At 42.1% G+C, this 23,523-nt stretch carries 13 protein-coding genes; 9 read left to right on the forward strand and 4 right to left on the reverse strand.

Translation table 11 applies throughout. The features are described 5' to 3' along the window. Positions 1-433 precede the first annotated feature (433 nt). Positions 434-574 carry a hypothetical protein gene (locus tag V7L05_RS29095; protein WP_335169373.1) on the forward strand — a complete coding sequence of 47 codons (141 nt, stop codon included), beginning with the start codon at positions 434-436 and terminating at the stop codon, positions 572-574. Between the two features lie 246 nt (positions 575-820). Here V7L05_RS29095 and V7L05_RS29100 read toward each other — a convergent pair whose 3' ends face one another. Together V7L05_RS29100 and V7L05_RS29105 are read right to left on the reverse strand one after the other, a co-directional pair. Beyond that, entirely contained in the window at positions 821-1,135 is a 315-nt protein-coding gene (locus V7L05_RS29100) for a hypothetical protein (protein WP_335169374.1), read from the reverse strand. Between the two features lie 561 nt (positions 1,136-1,696). After that, entirely contained in the window at positions 1,697-7,072 is a 5,376-nt protein-coding gene (locus tag V7L05_RS29105; protein ID WP_335169376.1) for a translocation/assembly module TamB domain-containing protein, read from the reverse strand. 1,779 nt (positions 7,073-8,851) lie between these two features. Between V7L05_RS29105 and V7L05_RS29110 the strand changes: the two genes are divergently transcribed. Continuing rightward, entirely contained in the window at positions 8,852-9,733 is an 882-nt protein-coding gene (locus tag V7L05_RS29110; RefSeq protein ID WP_335169377.1) for a pentapeptide repeat-containing protein, read from the forward strand. A 177-nt stretch (positions 9,734-9,910) separates the two neighbouring features. Beyond that, positions 9,911-10,945, forward strand: coding sequence for a pentapeptide repeat-containing protein (locus V7L05_RS29115; RefSeq protein WP_335169379.1), 1,035 nt, complete (start codon positions 9,911-9,913; stop codon positions 10,943-10,945). Between the two features lie 429 nt (positions 10,946-11,374). Here V7L05_RS29115 and V7L05_RS29120 read toward each other — a convergent pair whose 3' ends face one another. Continuing rightward, entirely contained in the window at positions 11,375-11,980 is a 606-nt protein-coding gene (locus V7L05_RS29120) for a DedA family protein (RefSeq protein WP_335169380.1), read from the reverse strand. 423 nt (positions 11,981-12,403) lie between these two features. Here V7L05_RS29120 and V7L05_RS29125 point away from each other — a divergent pair, with 423 nt between their 5' ends. After that, positions 12,404-13,186 carry an ABC transporter permease gene (locus V7L05_RS29125; protein WP_335169382.1) on the forward strand — a complete coding sequence of 261 codons (783 nt, stop codon included), beginning with the start codon at positions 12,404-12,406 and terminating at the stop codon, positions 13,184-13,186. A gap of 191 nt (positions 13,187-13,377) precedes the next feature. On the opposite strand, the gene V7L05_RS29130 is transcribed toward V7L05_RS29125, so the two are convergent. After that, entirely contained in the window at positions 13,378-14,997 is a 1,620-nt protein-coding gene (locus V7L05_RS29130) for a cyclic peptide export ABC transporter (RefSeq protein ID WP_335169384.1), read from the reverse strand. A 931-nt stretch (positions 14,998-15,928) separates the two neighbouring features. Here V7L05_RS29130 and V7L05_RS29135 point away from each other — a divergent pair. From V7L05_RS29135 to V7L05_RS29155, 5 genes are all read left to right on the forward strand, one after another. Beyond that, entirely contained in the window at positions 15,929-17,806 is a 1,878-nt protein-coding gene (locus tag V7L05_RS29135; protein WP_335169386.1) for an NAD(P)H-quinone oxidoreductase subunit F, read from the forward strand. A gap of 51 nt (positions 17,807-17,857) precedes the next feature. Continuing rightward, positions 17,858-18,571: a carbonic anhydrase gene (locus V7L05_RS29140; protein WP_335169387.1), complete on the forward strand. Its 714-nt coding sequence runs from the start codon at positions 17,858-17,860 to the stop codon at positions 18,569-18,571. Positions 18,572-18,713: 142 nt separating this feature from the next. Beyond that, positions 18,714-20,210 carry an NADH-quinone oxidoreductase subunit M gene (locus V7L05_RS29145; protein ID WP_335169393.1) on the forward strand — a complete coding sequence of 499 codons (1,497 nt, stop codon included), beginning with the start codon at positions 18,714-18,716 and terminating at the stop codon, positions 20,208-20,210. 134 nt (positions 20,211-20,344) lie between these two features. After that, on the forward strand, positions 20,345-21,652 hold the full coding sequence (locus V7L05_RS29150; protein WP_442937888.1) for a CO2 hydration protein: 1,308 nt from the start codon (positions 20,345-20,347) through the stop codon (positions 21,650-21,652). 527 nt (positions 21,653-22,179) lie between these two features. Then, entirely contained in the window at positions 22,180-23,472 is a 1,293-nt protein-coding gene (locus V7L05_RS29155) for a B12-binding domain-containing radical SAM protein (RefSeq protein ID WP_442937889.1), read from the forward strand. The last annotated feature ends 51 nt before the right edge of the window (positions 23,473-23,523 follow it).

A 23,523-nucleotide genomic window follows, 5' to 3' on the forward strand; every position in this document is an offset into this window, starting at 1 on the left:
AAAACAGTCACCAAGTAGTATTGTTGCTGTAATAGTAAAATCATGTCAAAAGACAGGCTGTCATATTCCCACGAGTCAGATTTTCCACTTGGTTGAGAAATTGGGAATCTGGTTGTTCACAATATTGCGGTTCTCGTTTGAGTAGGTACTGAACCCCACCCCCAACCCCCTAAGAGCAAGCGAGGAGAGGGGACTATGATGCAATACTCTTGGGTTAGCGCCAAAAACCAAAAACCTGAAACTGCGTCCATCCGTGAGAGGTTAAAATAAAGCGCATTTTGTCATCAGTTAAAATACTCAAAATAGTGCTGTTGAAAATTAAAATTTAAAGGGAAAGGGTATTGTAACAGCAGAATAAATTTATAAGAAGCGGGCAACATTATTAGGTAAATTCAATTATTAAATGAGTTAATGAAAAGTTTGGTTTACCGCCATGCCCAAGCGACCAAAGCAAAACTCTGACCACGCACACAAACATAATACTCCTACTATAGATAATGAGGCAATTTCTCAGCAATTAGAAGCTTTATTAACTCCAGCTATTTTTGCTCAACAAAAATATTATAAGCAGTAGGATGCCGAGATAGAATTCTGAATTTATCGTTCATGGTACCAGCAGTATTAACGTTATTGTGGAGGCAAGTACCTGGTGTTCAAGAGTTAAATCGTCTTTTGGCAAGAGAAGGTTTATTATGGTGTATACCTACTAAATTTACTCAACAGTCCCTATCAGAAAGATTTTTAGTTTTTCCTGATGAATTATTTGAGCGAGTGTTTAAAGATTTATTGCCTAAATTGCAATTTAATTGGCAACAAAGGTCTAATCTCTGCGTCTTTTACGCCATTCATGCCCTTCATCTCCCCTCCGCCATTCATGTCTTTCATCTCCCCCACGCCATTCACGTCTTTCACGCCATTCACGTCTTTCATGTTCTCTACGTCGCCATTCACGACGCTCACGTTCTTCACGTTCTCTACGTAAAAATATTAACCTTTCACGTTCTCGGTAGCGCCACTCATGTCGATCATTGTTTCCAAAAATTATTTCTATCTGAGCAGATGCACGCTCTACTAAAACACTCGAACTCAGCAACACGCCTAACAAACAAGATGAAACAATTCTTTTCATGTTCATAAAGACATACCTTTGTTTTAACCAGAAATCCATAGTAATTATACTTAAAATCTGGCGAACAATGGAATATTAAACTAGTTCTCAATGATACTCGTCGTCACTATCACAATTCTTTCTCTCAATAGCTTTAAGTTAGTGAAAATAGCTAACGGAAAAATCAGGGCTTGAAAAACCCTCAAAATGGTATTTTCCACATGCCGTGAAAAGTCAGGCGCCAAACCCTTTTAACTTCTTTCTTTCTTTGTGTCCTTTGCGACGGCAGTCGCTACAACTCTTGGAACCCCCCCTTCGGGTGATGCCTCCGCCACGCCAAGGGCGAACGGCAGTTCCTCATACCCCCTCTGAGCGACTGCCTCACCGCAACGCGCTGCCTCTCCTTTACGGTTCGTTTTTCTTTCTTGTACTTAAATATGGTTTAGCGCATCTTCATACAGAATTGGTATGAGGAACGAAACCCAACAAAGCTATTTTTCACAAAACCAAGCGTATTGGACTATGATGTACCTCATGTGATTAGGAAACGCTATAGAACGAAGAAATACTTAACTCAATTGTGTTAATCTAAAATCGGGTTTCATACTCAACTTGGAATTGATTTTCATCCCCCAAATTAGTTGAGCCTCGCATGAGAATTTCGTCATTGACTCGATATAGCACATTGTAAAGGAAAGAGTCATCGCTAGTAAGAGGGCGTGATAAAGAGGCAGAAAAATTTCTATTGATGTCAAACACACCTTCTGCTGATAAATTAAGAACTGAAGCAGTCGCTGTTTTAGTATTATTAGTAGATGGAGTCGGATAGATCCGAAACTCACTGAAACCAACAGACTGTCCGATCGCAGTGATGGTTCCTTGCAAACCACCTAAAATGGTCGAACTAGCGAAATTAGTTAGCCCTTGGCCTGCATCTGCTTGACCGAAAGAATTCAGAATCGAGCCACCCAGTAGAGCAACTATTTCTCCCTTACTACGGCTGGGTTCACTCGTCAATTCTAGACTGTCACCCAATTTACTAGCTGGCGCGTTCACCCTGGCTTGAATGGTAACGGTACGTAAAGTCCCAAAGTTGTTTACAGAAACATCGCTGACTTCTGAAGACAATGGTGATTCCAAAGTTTGACTGTTCCTTACCGATGCTTCGGGTACAATTGCGGTAAGTCGGACATCCAAAGTCGGGTCAAGTCCTTGACTTGGAGTAAACCGCGCAGTTTGTTCGTAGCCTCGCGCCAAGGTGAACTCAGTGGAAAATAAGCTCAGTTTTCCTCCTGTCAAACGAATGACTCCTTCAGGAAGCGGCTTGGCTAATGTACCATTAATGGTCAAGTCGCCTTTGGCGTCAAAGCTCAATAGGGGCTGACTTAATGCGGCTCCTCCTGGTACAAAGCTCAATAGGGACTGAGTGGTAACACGAATATCCTTATCTAAAGTCAACTTTAAATCTGCAAACTCTATAGGTAAATTAGGTAAATTGGGTGGAGTTACTGCGCTAGTACTTCCGGTTGCTGTAACTACTGGGTCAGCGCTATTCTCTGGTGTAGGTGTGACGTTAGCATTAACTTCTTCTCTGTTTATGACATTAGCGTTAGCCTCTGCTGTCGCTGCTGATTTTTTATTCGCAGTAGCCGAGTTTCCAATAATCACCTGACCATCACTCAGTTTAATCTCTCCACCAATTACAGGTTTTAACGCTGTTCCCCGAATTACGACATCCCCGCCAACACCGCCTTCATACAATCCTGCAAGCTTAAAATTGAGTTTGTCTGCTATTGATAGTGTTAGGGGATTCGCTGCGACTTGCCCAGAAGTAAAAATTGGCAGAATACCTGATGCACTCACTTGCCCTTTATTGTAAGTGCCTTGGATACCTTCGACATTCAGCGTTTTACCATTAAATTGCACTGTTCCTGTGACATTCGTTAGGGGTTCAGATAAAGCTTGAGCGCTAAAAGTTGCATTATTAAGTGTGGCATTTCCGTTAATAATTGGTTCGTTTAAAGTGCCTTGAATGTTTAAATCTACTTTTCCTTGACCGTCTACCCAAGCGACTTGATTGTTGGTAAATACGTTTAACAGTGCCAATCCTTCATTTTGCACATTGGCGTTGATGCTGATTTGATTGCTATCTGGTTGCACTGCCGCAAAAGGCAAAGGAGCCGGTAGGCTACCTGTAATAGTAACTGGCTGCGTTCCTGTCACTAATAAAGTGCTATCAAAATTCAAGCGAGCTTTGTTGTAATCAAAGTTTACCTGTCCGGTTTGCACAGGTTTTTTATTGAGAGTTGCATCCGCGATCGCAACTTGCCCTTTAACACTAGGATCTTGTAAACTACCTGCTAATGTGGCGTCAGCATTCACTTTCCCAGTAATATCTATGGGGTATTTTTGAATAAAAGGCTCTAAAAGTGATAAAGGTAAACTTGCTACATTCAACTTTCCAGATAGTTGCTCAGTTCCTAACTGTCCTGAAAAGGCCACCAATCCTTGATTTATCCCAACACTCAAGGGCGAAAGTGTCACGATACCATCGGCAAAAGTGCCTTGAGCAATGACTTGATTAATAGAATACTCACCCCATTGCCAGTTTGCACCTTGAAAATTAAAGCCGACATTCAACCCAGATTTTAACGAGCCATTCGCTGTAATTGCTCCACTTAAAGCACCAGTTAATTCTGCAAGGGTGGGCAAAGATGGAGTTTGTTTTGTCTCTACTTGCCGTTGTTTTGCTGCCAATGCGGTAACTTTTGAGAAATATGCTAACTGTGTTTTCAAATCTGCATCGGGCAAACTGATAGATTCAGTGTTAAGTACTTCTGCTTTAGCCAACTTCGGAGGCTGCAACCCGGTACCAAAGTCTTGAAAGTCGAAGATATTAAATGCTTGTAAAAGTCTCTGGATTTTGGCTTGATCAAAATTAGCTTGAAATTGAAATTTCGGGTCATTCCCTGTTTGCACATTTCCACTCAGGGCGATGTTGCTATCTCCAATCCGCAATTGACCATTAGCCAAACTAGCAGTACCATCAGCATAATTGATCGTGCCGCGAAATTCATCTGCTGCAACTCTAGCAACACGAGGCGCTGCGATCGCAACGTCTCCCGCAACTGCATAATTATTAAGATTGACAACTAAATTTCCCGATAGTTGCCCCCCCAGTGGTTTCAATTGATTGTTAGGTAAAAAGCCCCCAATCAGAGCGATGGGAAACTGTTGGGCGTTGATGAGCAAGTTCTCTCCCTCAGTTCTCCCCGTGGTAACTGCGCCATCACGTCGAACTAAAAATGAAGTGGGACGATAATCTGCACCTAAGTTAAGCGCAATCTTATCTTGCTTCCCAGCTAATCGCAGACTTGCTCCTTGTCCCCCTTGAAAATTCACGTTTCCAGTTAAAAGTGGGTCAAATGCTAAGTCACTCACCTGGAAATTCCGCAGCCGGATATTGCCATTAGCTTGGGGAACATCTGGAGTCCCTGTAACTTTTCCATTAAAATCCACTAACCCTGCTACCGCTACGTCACCGGGAACTTTGAAGCCTGTATTTTTTAAGTTGAAATTCTGCGCCAGTACATTTAAATTAAATCCGGCGATTTTGGGTGCGCCAGTTGGTGGAGACTGAATAGCGATCGCACCATTAGCACTCAATCCTGGGGTACTTGCGTTTTCAACTATAATCTGCTGTCCATTCCACTTAAATTGAGCGGTGAGCGGTTTTTGCAGCTGTGCTATCCCTTGGGGAAGGCGGATTTGTCCGGCGGCGCGAATATCTGCAAGCTGAAAAGATTTTGTTGTGCCTGCTAACTGGATGTTGCTATTAAGCCGTCCTCGCAGTTGTGGTGAGAAACGGTTAAGTTGAATTTCAGAAGTTTTGACAACCCCTTGCCAGCGTTGTTGTGCAAGTTGACCACTAGCCGTGATTGTCCCCCCTGCGACGTTCAAAACTGCATCTGGGAAGAGAATTTTCTCTCCTTGTTTAGCAACAACAACTCGTCCGGTAGTGGGATAGGTGGCTTTCGGTGCTTGCACCCGCGCTACTGTTTGCAGATTGTTCAGAGTGCCGGAAATATTGGCATTTGCCGACACATTCCCAATGGTGATCGAAGGTGAGGATTTGTACGCTCGTGCGATCGCATCCCCTGGTAAATTTTGGGCTTCCACATTAAATGATACCCTACCTTTGGGTGCTAGCTGAAGTTGACCGCTAGCTGTAACTTGCCCTCCCACCTCTGGATTTGCCTGAACGCGAGTTACATTGACGTTTAACGGTGTACCCAGAGAACCAGAAATTCTAGCGTTCGCAGATATACCACCAACCTGAATTGGAGTTGAAATGCCATAACCTTGAGCGATCGCATTTCCGGGGATACCTTGAGCTTGAATATCTACGCCTACCTGACCTTGGGGAGCCAGTTGAATTTGACCATTGGCTGTGATTTGCCCTCCGGCTGGCGGCGTCACCCGAACATTGGAAACATCAAGTTTCAACGGCTGTTTGTCAAGAGAGCCAGAAATTTGGGCTTTTGCTGAAACATTTCCAACTGTGATCGGTAGAGTAACGCCATAGCTGCGTGCTAGTATATCCCCTGATATCCCATCAGCTTGAGCATTAAAAATTACATCTTTTTTAACTCCCAATTTAGCTTGACCGCCGCCGATAATTTGACCACCGGCTGCGGGGACTATTTTCAGATTGGAGACGATAAGTTGAGATGCAGTTTGAGATGCATTTAAGCGGAAATCAGTGTTGACGGTTTTAAATTGAACGCGGTCAACTTGAATAGGTTTTGTGTTGCTTACAGTACCGCTAACGACTGGTTGCCCAAGTGCGCCGCGTACCTGAATATTTGCTTGAACTTCGCCACTAGCTGGGACTGACGAATTTACGTTCAATGTGTCTAAGATATTTTTCGCACTAATAGGTTTTATCTGAGCAGAGATATTAAAACCTGTTTGAGTATTAATTGTTCCATTTGCGAGAATGGGAACTTTACCAAAGTTCGTATTCAGATTATCTAAAGCAACTGTCTGACCTTGAAATACAAATCTCCCATTAAAATTAGAAACTTGCTGAGGAATATTTTGAATTTTAGCAGTAATTTGATTAGCTGTAGCTGTTCCTGTAACGGCTATTTCTGACAATTTGGGTGGAATCTGAACCCCTAAGTCAGCATTTAAATACCCTGCTTGCAAGGTAATTGGCAACTGAATTAATCGACTGACCTCTGATACTTGTAAATTTTGTGCTTGCAGGTTGAGGCTAGTTTGTTGAGCTTTTAGTTGTGTTTCGCCAACGATTTTAACAGCGCCTCCCCTACTGAGTTGAGCATTGATGTCATAACCGATTCTTTGATTGCGATCGGAAAATCGGGCGACACCACCAACTTGATCTAATATTACTGAGCCTTTCGGTTTAGTTGGTGCGGCGAATGGCTTCAACTCTACATCACCATCTTGAATTTGAAGTGTCTCCAACTCAGTTTGAATAAAGCCTTGTCCCTCCGCAGCTTTAACTTGGGCTGTCACCCAACGACCATCTTTATCTTCTTGAATGTAGACATTGGGCTGAACTAACGTGACATTTAATGCTAGTTTTCGGGTGAAGAGAACTTGCAACGGCGAAAACTGCACCTCCAAAGCTTTTGCTACCACCTGATCTTGATCGGTGGGAGTTGCTGGTATCGATAGAGAGCTAAATCTTAGACTAGTGAGCGAAAAACGTTCAACTTTCCCTACTTTTACGGTACGCCCAAGCAATTGCTGAAGATTTTGCTGTACTAACGGTGCTAAATCCTTATATACATAGCTTCTAGCCCACCAAGCACCAACTGCAATTCCAACCAGCAAAACCCCACCTAGAGCCAAACTGGTACGTCCTAAAAGCAGAAGCCACAGACGACGATTAGATGGTTTCTGATTATTTTCTGAATTTGGAGATGGCGTCATGATTGTTACTAGTACCAGTACTTTTTTCTGGAGTCAGGCGAGAGACAGACTAGTTGCAGTTGAATCAGTAAGTCACAAGCTATGGTTTCACAATATTAGGACTTACGCAAGAACTTTGCGATCAGCTGCTTTTATTTTCTAGGAGAAGCTGCGTCAACGAGACGCTCGCAAATGCGTCTATGTTATTTCATAATTTTGCGTAATTATTGAATATACTTCGACTAATATTTTGTCCCCAGACATTAGTTTTGTTGATCTATGGTATTTATTTTATCTTTAAAGGGAATTCTCTAATCATTCAAATTGGTATCTTTAGATAGATTTTATGTGCTTAAGTATGATTTTTTAGGAATTAGGTAATATTGGGATATTAAATTACTTTCCGATAACTTCTGTATATACAACCCTGGTTATAAAATTCAACCTCTGTAGAATCTAACTTAGTATAGATGACGATGCCAAATAATCTGAAATTGGTGAGTCCTATAGGGTAGAATGTCAGGATTATCAAATAATTATATCAAAATAGAATTCAGGAGTCATGAAGAAGAATTCAGAAGTCAGAATTCAGGAATCAGAATTAATTCATTTGGGGATTCTGACCCCAAATGAATTGAAGACCACCAAATTGAAAATTTGGTGGGGGTGCAAAAACGCCGGTTAGTTATCCACTTTTTCGGTGAGAATTCATTCTGAATTCTGACGAATGGCGCCTTTATTCTGTTTCGATAATTCAGCATTAATTCTGTAGGATTGGCATCTGAATAAACGGCCTTTTTACACCCCTACTAAATATAGGACTAGTATTTTATTTTTGAAATCCACGTAGTGGACTCTCATGGCTTTAATAGTACATTAGACGTAGACGTAGGTTGGGTGGAGCGGAGCGCAACCCAACTGATTATCAGGATGTTGGGTTACGCAAAGCCTCCACCCAACCGACAATTTTTTTGCAACATTAAAGCCATGACGGTCCACTACAAGACTACCGAGATTTTTTCATAAATCAAATATGATTCCTATATGCAGATTTAGTGTTTTTCCAGTCCGTGAGCGCCTCCGGCTCCGCTCCTAAATTCTGACTCCTGAATTCTTCTTCAATAATTTTTTTATATACAATCAAGTTAATAAGTTGTTACTTTTAAGCAGCATAATCAATCTCGTCACATTTGCGTCATGAATTTGTCATAGATTTGTCAAACAAATGTGCAAATCTGAGCATGAATATATTTATTCATTTGCATCAGGTGGGATTACCTGCTTTTTACTTATCTTTAAGTTTTTTTCATCATCCCACCACGTATTTCAGAGGCTTTATTAATGTCTTCTGAATATCTCGCTTTAGCATCCTAACTTCCATGTATGACAGAGAGTTTTTCAGAGCTTTATTTATAAAAATCAGCACGAATAAAACAAAACTGTTGCCTCAATTAAGAGTCTGTGGGATAATGCAAAACTGATACTAATGAAATTACCGAAGCGAGGAAGTCATATTTAGGATTTTTTGGTTTTCTATAATACCAGCCAATGAATCAACGAATTATTTGCTTCTAAAGAAACAACTAAATGAAGCCAAGGGAGCATCTCAGTTTTGCAAATATACCAAATGAGAAACAAGATTCTTGCTCCCTCTCCGAACCCACGGAGAGGGTTGGGGTGAGGTTTTACAAGGCTTTTTACGAAAGTAAGATGCTCCCTGAAGCCAAGGCATTTCAGCAGGAGTAAATTGTCAACCTAGCACAATCGAGTTGAGTTTGTGAGTTTATTCAGTAAAGTATCATGGACATACAAAATAATCGCTTTAGGTCGATTGGTTTTGGTTTTATTCCCCTCGTAGCTTTAGTAATACTTATAGCAATTTTTGTAGGGAGAAAAATCCAAATAAAACTACTTTGGTATAGTGTCGAAGTTGCTCAAGAACAAAAAGACAGTACAGCAAGAATTGAAGCGCTGGAAAAACTGGTTAAGACTGATAACACCCTGCATAAGATTCCATTGAATAATGTCGATTTCTCCAGTGTCAACCTTGAAGATGCTGACCTTGAAGATACCGACCTCAAGAGTGCCGACCTCGAAGGTACCAAGCTGGAACGTGCCATTCTTAAAGATGCCGACCTGAAGAGTGCCGACCTAACCAGTGCCGACCTAACCAATGCCAACTTAACCAATGCCGACCTAACCAGTGCTAACCTCAGCAATGCCAACCTAACCAATGCCAACCTCAGCAGTGCCAATCTAACTAGTGTCAATCTCAGAGATGCCCACCTTCAAGGTGCTAACCTTAGCGGTACCAACTTCAGTAGTGCTGACCTTCAAGGTGCTAACCTTCAAGGTGCTAACCTTCAAGGTGCTAATATCACGAGTGCAAAACTCAGCAGTGTCAACCTTCAAGGTGTCAACCTTCAAGGTGTCAACATCAAGAGTGCCAACCTTGAAGATGCCAACCTTAAAGATGCCAACCTTGAAAATGCCGACCTCAAGAGTACAAATCTTCTAGGTGCCAATCTTCAAGGTGCTAACCTTCAAGATGCCAACCTTCAAGATGCCCAAAACCTAACTCTTCAAAAGCTCAAAGCAGCTAAAAATTGGGAGAGAGCTTGCTACGACCTAGAATTTCGCAAACAACTAGGCTTACCTCCAGCAAATCACAGCCAATGCTGACCAATTTTCTTGTGCAGTTGAAGTTGTGTTTGAAGAGGGAAGCGGGCTAAAGCTGCTTACTACAAATCTTTAATTATTCACGCCAACTTACTTAAATCAAGTCAAGTATTTCAGCAGTAAAAAGCTGCAAAACTGGTGCAATCGAGTTGAGTTTGTGAGTTTATTTAGCAAAGTATTATGGACATAAAAAATGATCGCTCTAGGTCAATTGGTTTTACTTCTATTCTCCTCGTGGCTGTAGTAATATTTGTGGGAACTGTTGTATACAAAAAGATACGAATAAAACAACTTTTGGATACTGTCGAAGCTCTTCAAGGACAAAAAGACAGCATAGAAAGAATTGAAGCGCTGGAAAAACTGGTTAAGGCTGATAACGCCCTGAATAATATTTCATTGAATGATGCCAACATTGAAGGTGCCAAACTTGAAAATGCCAATTTCTCCAGTGCCAACCTTGAAGATGCTAATTTCTCCACTGCCAACCTCAAAGATGCCGAGCTCAAAGGTGCCAACCTCAAACGTGCCAACCTCAAACGTACCAACCTCAATACTGCCGACCTAAGCAGTGCCGACCTTAAAAGTGCCAACCTCAAGAGTGCCAACCTTGAGGATGCCGACCTCAGCAGTGCCGACCTCAAGAGTGCCGACCTCAAGAGTGCCAACCTTGAAGGTGCTGACCTCGAACGCGCCAACTTTGAAGGTGCCAACCTCGAAGGTGCCAACCTCAAACGTGTTGACCTCAAAGAAAGTACCCAAATGCAAGATGCGGACTTATTTAATGTCAACTTTGAAGGTGCCAATCTCTCTAGTGCCAATCTCAAAGATGCCGACTTCTCCAGTGCCAACCTCAAGAGTGCCAACCTCAAGAGTGCCAACTTTGAAGGTGCCAAGTTGTCCAACGCCAACTTTGAAGGTGCCAAGCTCTCCAACGCCAATCTGGAAAATGCCAACCTGGAAAATGCTAAACTCAAGAGTGCCAACCTGGAAAATGCCAACCTTGAGGGTACTAACCTGGAAAATGCCAACCTGGAAAATGCCAACCTTGAAGGTACTAACTTTGAAGGTGCCAAGCTCAAGAGTGCCAACCTGAAAAGCGCTCGTCACCTAACTCCTCAAAAGTTAAAAACAGCCGAAAATTGGGATCAAGCCTGCTATAGTCGAGAATTTCGTGAACAACTGCGCTTGCCTTTAGAAAATCCAAACCAATGCTAGAGAACAGGGAGTGCAATATGTTGTTGAGTTTAATGCAGGCGATCGCTATACCAATGGTCACTCTACCTGCTAAAGTAGTACACATATAGCTCAGACGAGGACGAGCGATCTTCAATTCTTTTTACAGCTATTTTCAGGTAAATAGACCACGCAGTAAGGGTACAGCATTGCTGTGCCCCTACGACAGATGTGGTTCAAATACATGATTTCTGCTGTAACCAGTCGATCTTCCTGAGAGGATGTTTGAAAAGTCGCAAAGTATACTAGAAACCCCGCTTCCATTCCTCTCCCCCACAGTCCGAGAGGCTTTGATGTTACGAAAAATATTTTTCAAACAACCTCTTAGACAGTCTAGCCATACATCACCAATATTTAGCAAAATTAAGTAAATAAATATACCGAATATTTACACAAAATCCGAAAAATATTTTAACTTTTCTTTCCTCTATTTTCTTGTATTAGATGAATAATCGATGGCACTAAAGAAACAACTATAATTAATCCAATAATCGGTAACAAATACTTGTCTACTTGTTCAGGTGGTAGAGATTTTCCTAAGAAAAACCCTAACATGGTGATGCCGAATGTCCAAAGAAAGCCACCGATTAAGTTGTAAGACATAAATGTGCGATAATGCATCGCCCCAATCCCAGCCACAATCGGCGCGAAAGTCCGTACAATGGGTAGAAAACGTGCTAAAACAACCGTTTTTTTACCGTGCTGTTGATAAAAGTTTTGGGTTTTCACAAGATGTTTTTTATGAAACAACCATGAATCTTCCTTCTGAAATAGTCTTCTGCCAAATTTATGCCCAGTAAAATAGCCAACATTGTCACCTAAGACTGCACAAATAAAAGCACCAAAAATCAGAACCCAAATGTTCAGTAAATTCTGAGATGCGACAAATCCAGCAGTGAACAATAAACTATCTCCAGGCAGGAAAAAACCAATTAACAAGCCAGATTCAGCAAAGACAATCGCCCATACCCCAAAGTAGCCGAGTGATTTAATCAGTTGTGGTAAATCCAGATGCATAGAATTTCTTACGTTTCAAGAATAGATCCACAACATCTTAACGTTTAGCAATTTTCCTGGATAAAAAGTAATATTAAATTTACGTAAAGTTATTGTGTAATTTTGGAAAATGTCATTCCAGATGGCAGATTTTGAGTTATAGCGGTTCTCGCTTGAGTGGGTACTGAACCCCATCTCCAACCCCCTAAGAGCAAGCGAGGAGCAGGGTGGTTTCATACAAGCAGAGAAAAACTAAAACTGGGTTTCAAAGCCTCTCTCCGCTTCGGGGAGAGGTTTGGAGAGGGGTCAAAATCTATGGTTATACACGAGAAATAAAGACTTCCATATTTTTCTTTTTTCGTATGAAACCACCCTGCCTAAGAGCAAGCGAAGAGGGGGCTATGATGTACCTCATGTGATTAGGAAACGCTATATAGGTTTAAGATGCGAAGATATTTGAAAGTACTAAGACTATTTTGGGGTGCTGCGATCGCGGCGGAGTTGGAGTATCGGATTAATTTTTTCATAGCTACCCTCAGCAGCTTAGGAAATCTTATCGGTAGCCTGTTTGGCCTATTCTTGTTTTACCGGACTGGCTACACTTTTAGTGGCTGGTCATGGGAAGCAGCTTTAGTAGTTCTAGGGATTTTTACCTTACTCCAAGGATTTTCTGCTACTTTTCTGGCGTCGAACTTGAATCGCATTGTCCGTCATGTACAGGAAGGCACTTTGGATTTTATATTATTAAAACCTATCCGTAGTCAGTTTTGGCTTTCCACTCATACCCTTTCACCTTGGGGACTGCCGGATCTAGTTTTTGGTAGTATTATTATTGGGTATGCAGGTAAACGCCTCGGTGTCGGGATAGACGACTATCTACTTGGTGTACTGCCGTTATTGTTCAGCTTGGTGATTTTGTATAGCCTGTGGTTTATGCTGGGAGCGACGAGTATTTGGTTCGTCAAAATATACAACGCTACTGAAGTGTTACGTGGTTTGTTGGAAGCTGGACGATATCCCATCGCTGCATATCCCACTGCTTATCGCTTTTTCTTCACCTTTGTAATGCCAGTAGCTTTCTTAACTACTATACCAGCCCAAGCGCTGTTGGGTCGGAGTGAAATAAGCTGGTTAATAGGTGCGGCAATATTAGCAGGAGTGCTGTTTTTTACTTCTACTTGGTTTTGGCGGTTTGCGTTGCGGTTTTATACCAGTGCTTCGAGTTAAAATAATTTCTATATGAAGCTCTGCTTTAACCCAATCCGCTTGCAATACTGCTCGGTTTTTGGTGCATAGTCATTTGAGATCCCCCTTAGTCCCCCTTAAAAAGGGGGAAAAATAAGGCATTTTTAGCCCGCCTTTTTAAGGGGGGTTGGGGGGATCTACTCAAAACCTATGCAGTATTGAATCCGCTTGGGTTAAGTTTTGTCATACTCTATTTGTCCATAGTCAAGTTTGATAATTCGGTCTGCTAAATGAAAATAGCGATCGTCGTGGCTAATCACCAGCACTGTTTTGCCCCGCGATCGCAGTTCTGGTAGAAGTTGAGTGTAGAATATTTCCTTGAATACTGGATCTTGATCAGCTGCCCACTCATCAAATAGATAAATTGGTCGATCTTCCAAGTAGGCTGTGAGCAAAGCCAGCCGTTTCCGTTGTCCTTGAGAAAGTGCTGTGGTGGAAAGTTGCCCATTTTCAACTTTAACTTTTTGGTCTAGTTGCAGTTGCTTTAAATATTTTGTGGCTTGAGCATCCAAGTTAAAGTTTTTTAATCCTAAAAGTTCTTCAAATAAATAAAAGTCGGAAAATACCACAGAAAAATGCTGGCGATACCATTCTCGGTTCTGTTCGCTAATTAGCTGATTATCAAACAAAATTTCGCCGTTATCAGGAATGTAAAGTCCAGTAATTAGTTTCGCTAGGGTCGATTTACCGCTACCATTCCCGCCAACAATGAAGACTAATTCTTGAGGATAAAGTGTCAAGTTGATGGGGCCAAAAATAAAGCTATTGTCTTCTTGATTTGTGTCGTAAGTGTGGGTAACACTTTGAAATTTCAAGCTGTGCCAGTCAGATTTAATCGCAGGTGGAACAGTAGATATTTCAGTTCGACTAGCTAGAGATAAACCCAGTGAATCGATTTTTTGCAAGGCAATGCTGGCTTTGCTTAATAGGGGAAGTTTGCTGATGATGTTATCCATTGGTAACACCAAGTAAGTGAAGGTCAAAATGTAGCCAGAGAGAGTTTCGCTATTGATCGCAAGCAGATTAGGCAGCACAAATAGTACAAAACCAAGGGCAAAAAAGAATACGAGTTGACCCCAGCTTGTAGTTATGGCAAAAAGGGTTAGACCGTTAACGTTGTGACGACGGAATTCGGTAGCAGTTGATTGCAGTTTTTTTTCTAAAAAGTCTTCACGCCGCCTGTAGTTTAGTTTGAGTTCCTTGACTCCTTCGGTAATCGTGCGAAAATGTTTAAATAGATGATCTTCATCTTCACGAGCTAGAGCCAGCAATTTACCCCCTCTGTCGAGTAGCCACTGACAACTAGCGATCGCTACTACTGAAATCGCACAAACCATTAGCAATACTAACCAAGAGAGCCAAGTTATATATGCTATGCAACCCAAAACGATCGCTAAATTAATAAAGATGAAAGGCATCTGATAAACAGCATTAGCAACCGCCTGAATATCCTCTGTGAGAGTTGCCAATAATCGAGGATTCCCTAAGCGTTCCAGATTACTCAACTTTGAAGCGAGAATTTGGCGACTCAAACCCATCTGTAATTTCAAAACAGCATTCTGAGAAAGGCGAATCAGCATCACTTGGGAAATGATACTGGTAATCAGTGCAACTATTGCTAGCCCCACAAAACCCCAAATTATCGATGTGAGGCGGGAAGCGGAACTATTACTAGCAGCATGGCTAATTAAGGCAATCAAGCCAGCACTACTACCGCCACTCAAGAATCCAGTCGCGATTGCGATCGCTACCATCCCCCACGAAGAACGCACTAACCATCGTAAAATCAACACTTTCAGCCTTTATTCTCTCTCAAATGCTCATCATCCGATGCTCAAAAAGTTTTATTTCCAGTAGTTGAACACAACAATTAAGCATCACCCTGAAAAACTAATAGGTCAGATTTCGGCATCTGGTAGATTTGACGTAATTGTTTAATTGTACTATCAGACTAAGCTTTCACGTTAAGTTGACACCAATGCAGAGCGTGTCAACTTAGAGCCAAGGCGAATAGAATAGAGCCTCCGGCACGCTGACGCGCTAAGCGAAGCTATGCCGAAGGCTTTACGCGGCTACACAAACTCTCGTCCACCTCCGTGGACTAATACAAAATCAAGGGTTCTTAACTCAATACAGTTCAGTTAAGCATTTCTTCTCTTCTTTGCGTCCTTTGCGGTTCGTTAAAAAAAAATGACTTTTACATTTTACAAAGAGTTTTAGCCTTAACCCAAGCGTATTGATTCTTAACCCACGGAGGTCGGTAAAGCTTCGTATAGACGCGGTTTCTAAGCGCCCTTTTAACGTTAAATTGACACCAATCAGCAATGTTCCCTACGACAGATGTGGTTCAAATACATGAAAACTGCTGTAAGTTAACACTAATGTACAGCTAGCTGTGTGCCGCTACTTGTATCAATTGATAAAACTAATGATCACCATTGATTAATACCAAGCTCAATTCATAGATAAAAACCAATAGCTATTATTCATTAATCAAATAGTCGATTATATAAGAATTAATTAGAGTAATTATCTCAAATTTATTTAGTTAATTAATTCCATTTTGACAGATATAACGGTAAGCTGTTTCTAACAAAATTAAACAAAGATAAATTTGCATTATCTGCGGCAGCTACGCCCGTCGTAGAGATCGCTGGGTTAACTGGGATCAATGCCAGTTGATTTAAAATCCTGAACTTTTGATGAACATTTAGAGGTAAGTTGATGGCTCAGTTTCTACTTGAGACTGTTTGGCTAGTTCCTTGCTATGCCTTAATAGGTGGCTTGTTAGCTGTGCCTTGGTCGCCAGGGATCATTCGGAAAACGGGGCCAAGACCGGCGGGTTATGTAAACTTGGTGATGACATTTTTAGCGTTTGTACATTGTGCGATCGCTTTACAAGCAACTTGGAATCAGCCAGCCCAAAATGTATTTATTCCTTGGTTATCTACGGCTGGTTTAGACCTCACCATTGCTTTAGAAATTTCCTCAGTGAGTGTCGGCGCTTTGGTTGTGATTACTGGCTTGAATTTGCTGGCGCAGATTTATGCGATCGGCTACATGGAAATGGATTGGGGTTGGGGACGCTTCTATTCGTTATTAGGATTATTTGAAGCGGGACTATGTGCCCTTGTTCTGTGTAATAACTTGTTCTTTAGTTATGTAATTTTGGAAGTCCTGACGCTGGGAACCTATCTCTTAGTCGGCTTATGGTTTAGCCAGCCGTTGGTAGTTTCAGGTGCGAGAGACGCTTTCTTAACCAAGCGGGTGGGAGACTTATTCTTGCTGATGGGCGTGTTGGCATTATGGCCTCTCGCCGGAACTTGGAATTATACAGAACTAGCGCAGTGGGCGGCTACTGCAAATGTTAACCCAACAACAATGGGACTCGTAGGTTTAGCCTTAATTGCTGGGCCGATGGGTAAATGCGCCCAGTTTCCCCTGCATTTGTGGTTGGATGAAGCGATGGAAGGCCCTGTTCCTAGCACGATTTTGCGGAATTCGGTAGTAGTCGCTAGTGGTGCATGGGTGCTGATTAAATTGCAACCTGTGTTAACCATCTCGCCCATAGTTTCCTCAGCGATGGTGGCTATTGGGGTTGTGACAGCGTTGGGTGCTTCTTTGATTGCGATCGCTCAAATTGATCTTAAACGCTGCCAATCCTATTCTGTGAGTGCATACATGGGTTTAGTATTCATCGCCGTGGGAGTACAACAATCCGAAACGGCGCTGTTGTTAGTACTCACCCATGCCATATCCGCAGCCCTGTTGGTGATGAGTACTGGGGGAATTATCTGGAATAGCATCACCCAAGATGTCACCCAATTAGGCGGATTGTGGACACGTCGCCCGATTTCAGCAATAGCCTTTATTGTCGGGACTTTGGGATTAATTGGTTTTCCACCCTTGGGTAGCTTTTGGGCGTTGATCAAATTAGCAGATGGGTTGTGGGAAACGCACCCTTGGTTAGTGGGGGTAGTGATAGCGGTAAATACTCTAACAGCCGTGAGTTTAACCAGAGAATTCGGTTTGATTTTTGGTGGTAAAGCTACACAAATGAGTCAGCGATCGCCTGAAGCACACTGGCCGATGATTCTGCCAATGATCATTTTACTTGGTGTCAGTCTACATCTTCCTTTAGTGTTGCAAAGCTTATCACTTTTACCCGATTGGGCAAGCCTAAATAAAGATGTTGCACTACTTTTAATTTGGTCGAGTATTTTCGGTTGCAGCATCACTGGCGTGATTTATTTAGGGAATATTCCGAAACCGATTCGCCTGCCTTGGCAAGGTTTACAAGATTTATTGGCATACGACTTTTACACCCCAAAACTCTATCGAATGACCATTATTTTCAGCGTTGCCAAAATTTCCCAACTTGCCGATATGATTGACCGCTTTGTAGTCGATGGCATCGTTAATTTCGTTGGTTTATTTTCCCTATTAGGTAGCGAAAGTCTCAAATACAGCACCTCTGGACAAACCCAATTTTATGCCTTCACCGTCCTTCTAGGAGTAGGTGTTTTAGGAATGTGGGTAACTTGGCCATTTTGGGGAGTGCAGTTTTTAAATTTGGTTTTCCAAATTTCGACACTTGGGTAGCAGTAACTATCCTACTACAAGTTAACAGTTTAATATTTTGAGAAGAATTCCATGAGCAGACAACATCCCCAGATAAATCTTTCCAGAAGAAGTTTATTCAAGTTTGGTGCAGGTGCGATCGGTACAGGTGTATTGACAGCTGGACTTAGCTCAAACTTACTTGCAGCCGAAAAAGCCCCAGCAGAAGATGAGATTACCCCCGATAAAGCATTGCAAGAGTTATTAGATGGGAATGAAAGATTTGCCCAAAGAAAAAGTCGTAATCCACACCAAACATATTCACGTTTAGCCGAAGTTGCCAAAGGTCAAAAGCCCTTTGCTTCTATTCTCAGTTGTGCAGATTCACGGGTACCTTCAGAGATTGTCTTTGACCAAGGACTTGGAGATTTATTTGTCTGTCGTGTAGCTGGTAATATTGCCACACGAGAAGAAATTGGTAGCCTAGAATTTGGCAGTTTAGTATTAGGATCCAAAGTAATTATGGTAGTGGGGCATGAAAGATGTGGTGCGGTAGATGCCGCAATCAAAGGTGCTGAAGTACCAGGGCAAATCGGAAGTTTGCTTGAGGCGATTAAACCGAGTGTAGAAAGCTCAAAAGGAAAATCAGGAGATAAGTTAGAAAACGCTTGTAAAGCAAATGTTTTGGCACAAATGAAAAACTTGAAATCATCGCCAGTTTTATCTGAGTTAATCAAGGCAGAAAAGCTGAAAATAGTTGGAGCTTATTACGATTTAGATACTGGCAAAATCAGTATAGTAGGCTAGCTTTTTTGTACTTAAATCTCGTTCCCGGTCGGAGACTGGGAATGCAAATTCATACTACCTCATGAATTCGCGGCAGAGCCGCAATGAAGTGCGTTTCCAGTCGGAGACTGGGAACGAGGAAAAGACAAAGGATAAAATTACCATGTTAAGTGTCTTGATTTGGCTGCCAATTTTCGCTGCTATTTTCATCGCGGTACTACCTCTAAATATCCCTAAAGATCGGATTCGGTTAACAGCATTAATTTTTTCTGGGATAGTTCTCTTTTGGAACATTTTTATCCTGCTAAAATTTGATATCAGCAATCCAGGAATGCAATTTCAAGAGTATTTGCCCTGGAATGAAACCCTTGGCTTGAGCTATCAATTAGGTGTTGATGGGCTTTCTATATTGATGTTGGTGTTAAATAGCCTGCTCACCTGGATTGCTATTTACAGCAGTAGTAAAGAAACTGAACGCCCCCGGCTGTTCTACTCGATGATTTTATTAGTTAGTGGAGGAGTCGCCGGTGCTTTCCTCGCGGAGAATTTGCTGCTATTCTTCCTGTTCTACGAACTAGAATTAATCCCCTTCTACTTACTGATTTCAATTTGGGGAGGAGAAAAACGGGGTTATGCTGGGATTAAATTCCTGATTTATACTGCTGTTTCAGGAGCCTTAATTCTGGCGACATTCTTGGGTATGGTGTGGCTGAGTGGTTCTACCAATTTTGCTTTTGATGCAGTCTCTACAGAAAACTTGTCAATAGCCAAACAAATCCTTTTACTAGCAGGAATAGTATTAGGTTTTGGGATTAAAATTCCCTTAGTTCCCTTCCATACTTGGCTACCCGATGCTTATGTTGAGGCTTCAGCACCAATTGCTATTCTTCTTGGTGGCGTGTTGGCAAAGCTGGGAACCTATGGATTGCTGCGATTTGGGTTGGGTATGTTTCCCCATGCTTGGAGTATTATTGCACCGACTTTAGCAATTTGGGGAGCAGTCACCGCTATCTATGGGGCAGTAATTGCGATCGCTCAAAAAGATATCAAGCGCATGGTAGCATATAGTTCCATCGGTCACATGGGTTATGTATTGCTAGCTGCTGCCGCCAGTACTCCTTTAGCACTTGTGGGTGCAGTCGCCCAAATGTTTAGCCACGGTATCATCTTGGCGATTCTTTTCCATTTGGTGGGAGTCGTGGAAGCCAAAGTCGGCACCCGCGAGTTAGATAAACTCAATGGTTTAATGAGTCCCATACGCGGTTTACCCCTAATTAGCGCCTTACTAGTTTTAAGTGGTATGGCTAGTGCTGGTATTCCCGGTTTAACAGGATTCATTGCCGAATTCATCGTCTTTCAAGGTAGTTTCTCTGTCTTTCCCATCTCGACAATTTTGTGTGTAGTCGCTAGTGGATTAACCGCAGTTTATTTTGTCATTCTCCTCAACCGTACCTGTTTTGGCAGACTCGATAACTTAGCCTACTATCCCAAAGTTTTATGGTCTGAGAAAATACCAGCTTTAATTTTGGCAGCTTTTATTATCTTTTTGGGAGTACAACCGACTTGGTTAGTGCGTTGGAGTGAATCCACAACTACAACAATGGTGACTGCAATTCCCTCTTTGGAAAAAACGGTCATCTCTGAAGTAGCGGTGAAATAGGAAATAAATCAAAACACTTGTAGAGACGGCGATTTATCGCGTCTCAAAACCTATCCCCCAGACGCGATAAATCGCCTCTCAAAACCTATCCCATTAGACGCGATAAATCGCGTCTCTACCAATTTCTCATTACCATGACAGCAATTAAAACAGCAATTAAACTACCTCCTTCTAATCACGAATTTGCTGAAGTGATTCACCGCCTAGAAGCCGGTGGTGCAATGTTACCCGATACCCCAGAAAATTTGATGCAAATCATCGGTTTATACAAAGCTTATGCTGTACCGATGGATTTTTACTGGCGTGACCTACTTTATATTGCCGAACGCGAATTTTTAAACCCGCTTCCCTTTTTTAAATACTTCTTACCCAAAGAGTATTTAGAACGGCATAATCATTATGCTGGCGATGATGCCGATTTACGAATTTGGCGCGGCGAAGCTACTGCACATCCAGAACTTTTGGCATTTATTGAGAAGGGCGAAACTTTCAAGATGCCAAAGTTGTTGCATCACTTGTTCCACGATCGCATTAACATGGAATTTGCGGAAGCTTGTATGCGGGCGATGTTGTGGCACAGAGGGATGGGTGGGCAATTTGACCCTTACCTAGATTCAGAAGAATACAAAGCCAACGCTGACAAGGCAATTAAAGCTTACTTCCAAGGGAATCCCGTAATGCTGGGACTTTACAAGCTGTTCCCCGATATGTTTTTGGAACAGTGCCGCCAGATGTCATACTACGCTAACCTGGGCTTATTCTGGGAAGTCATGGCCCCAGTATTCTTTGAAATGTCCGACCGCTATGACGAAGGGACTATTAGCAGCGTCCCAGAGGCGATGAGCTTCTTAGTTAATGGTATATTTGCGATCGCAGGTCGTCCGATTTACCATCACGTTTATATTCGTGGCGAATGCTATGAAATTGTCCCCAAATCTAAGGGTTTCATGTGGCTATATGAAGCCGCATTACCCTATGTAGAAGCAGTTTTCTACCGCACTGCACCCTTCCGAGGGACAAAATCTTATAATGCTCAAGCGCGTCAAGTACCAGAAGACCAAAAAGACTTTCACTATGGCATTCTTTACGCTGATGTATTTCCAGTGGGTACTGCTGGTATTCCCCCGACATTATTAATGCAAGATATGCTGCATTTTTTGCCCCCATATCTTGTTGATTACTACAGCCAACATTGCCGGGGTGAAGAAGATATGTTGATTCAGTTGGGAGTTGGTTTTCAACGCTCAATGTATTGTGTCACTTCTGCGGTAATTCAAGCTTTGCGAACTGCACTTTTATATCCATTAGATGACCAAAATATTCAGCATTTACAAGCAAATCGAGATTTCTTTGAAATGCAGCTAAATCGCTTTACTCGACCCGAATATAACATTCGTGATGCGGCTCGTTTGGGGAGTATTCAAAAGCAAGATTATAGATAAGAAATCCCCCCGATCTCCTTTTTAAGTCCAGGGTGGTTTCATCCGAAAAAATAAAAATACATAACTCGGATTTCTCGTTTTGTGGCATGGCTTTTTACTCCTCTCCAAGCCTTTCTCCTTTTAGGAGAGAGGCTTGGAGGCTTACTCCCCAACGCTAGCTCTTAAGGGCAATACAGTTCAGTTAAGCATTTATTTCTTCTCTCAGTGCCCTCTGCGCCTCTGTGGTTCGTTAAAAAAATTGACTTTGGCAAAAGGTTTTAGTCTTAACACCAAGCGTATTGCTCTTAAGGGACTGTTCTTGTTAGGTCTGTATTCCATGCAATTGAGAACCGCTATAATGTCCATACTAAAGTCAGTTTATGCTACTCACTTTCTGATCTATCATTACGGGTTTCCAATGCCAGACTGACTCACCGCATTGTTTCACCTCCAGCATCGCTGTTCTTTGGTAAGCTAGTTAAAATTACAGCTGATTTTGTCAATAAACTGTCAAATTAGCTGCTCAGTTTTCCAGGGTGAAATTTGCGATGACTGTGAATCTAAAGTCTTTGGATAAACAAATTCATGTAGCGGCTGATTCCAAAACCGCTTCTGTCACTCAACGAACCCGCTACGTTCCTTCGCACCATCGACGTATTCTGTGTATCTTTCCGAAGTACAGCCGCTCCTTTGGTACTTTTCATCACGCCTACCCACTCATGGGTAATGTCCGGGCTTTTATGCCACCCCAAGGTATTTTAATTGTGGCTGCCTACTTACCTAAAGAATGGGAAGTGCGGTTTATTGATGAAAATATCAAATCAGCAACAAGGGCTGATTATCAATGGGCTGATGTGGTGATTGTGAGTGGAATGCATATCCAAAAACCACAGATTAATCATATTAATCAACTTGCCCATCAAGCGGGGAAAATTACAGTTGTGGGTGGTACCTCGGTATCTGGGTGTCCAGAATATTATCCTGAGTTTGACATTTTACATTTGGGTGAATTGGGAGATGGAAGCGATCGCATGATCGAATATCTCGACCAAAATCTGGAACGTCCCCAAGCGCAAATTCGCTTTGAAACTAAGGAACGTCTGCCCCTAACAGAGTTTCCCACACCAGCTTACCATTTACTGAATATCAATAATTATTTCCTGGCAAATGTACAGTTTTCTAGTGGTTGCCCTTATCGCTGCGAGTTTTGTGATATTCCAGAACTCTATGGCAACAGTCCCCGGATGAAAACACCAGAGCAAGTAGTCGCGGAGTTAGATGCAATGCGACAATCTGGCAATTTGGCGGCAGTGTATTTTGTTGATGATAACTTTGTTGGCGATCGCCGCGCCGCCATGAAGTTGCTTCCTCATCTGATTGACTGGCAAAAACGCAATGGCTACCCCATCCAGTTTGCCTGTGAAGCAACCCTCAACTTAGCTCAAAGTCCAAAACTGCTGGAAATGATGCGCGAAGCCTATTTTTGCTTAATCTTTTGCGGCATTGAAACACCGGAACCAGATGCTCTCCATGCTATTTCTAAAGACCAAAATCTGAGTATGCCAATTTTAAAAGCGATTCAGGTTTTAAATAGCTACGGCATGGAAGTAGTATCAGGAATCATCATCGGCTTAGATACAGATACACCAGAAACGGCAGACCGAATTATCGAATTTATTCGGGTATCCCAAATTCCCATGTTGACAATTAACCTACTTCATGCATTACCTAGAACTCCTTTATGGCGGAGATTAGAAGCAGAAGGACGACTGATCTTTGATGAAAACCGTGAATCAAATATTAGACCTCTTGCAAAAGTCCCAGATGCGTGGGACAAATAAGTTAGAGTTGGGTAGCATTAATGACCTACGAACAAGTAAAGATCCTAAAGC

The organism is Nostoc sp. (genome assembly GCF_036917755.1).
Lineage (GTDB): Bacteria > Cyanobacteriota > Cyanobacteriia > Cyanobacteriales > Nostocaceae > Nostoc.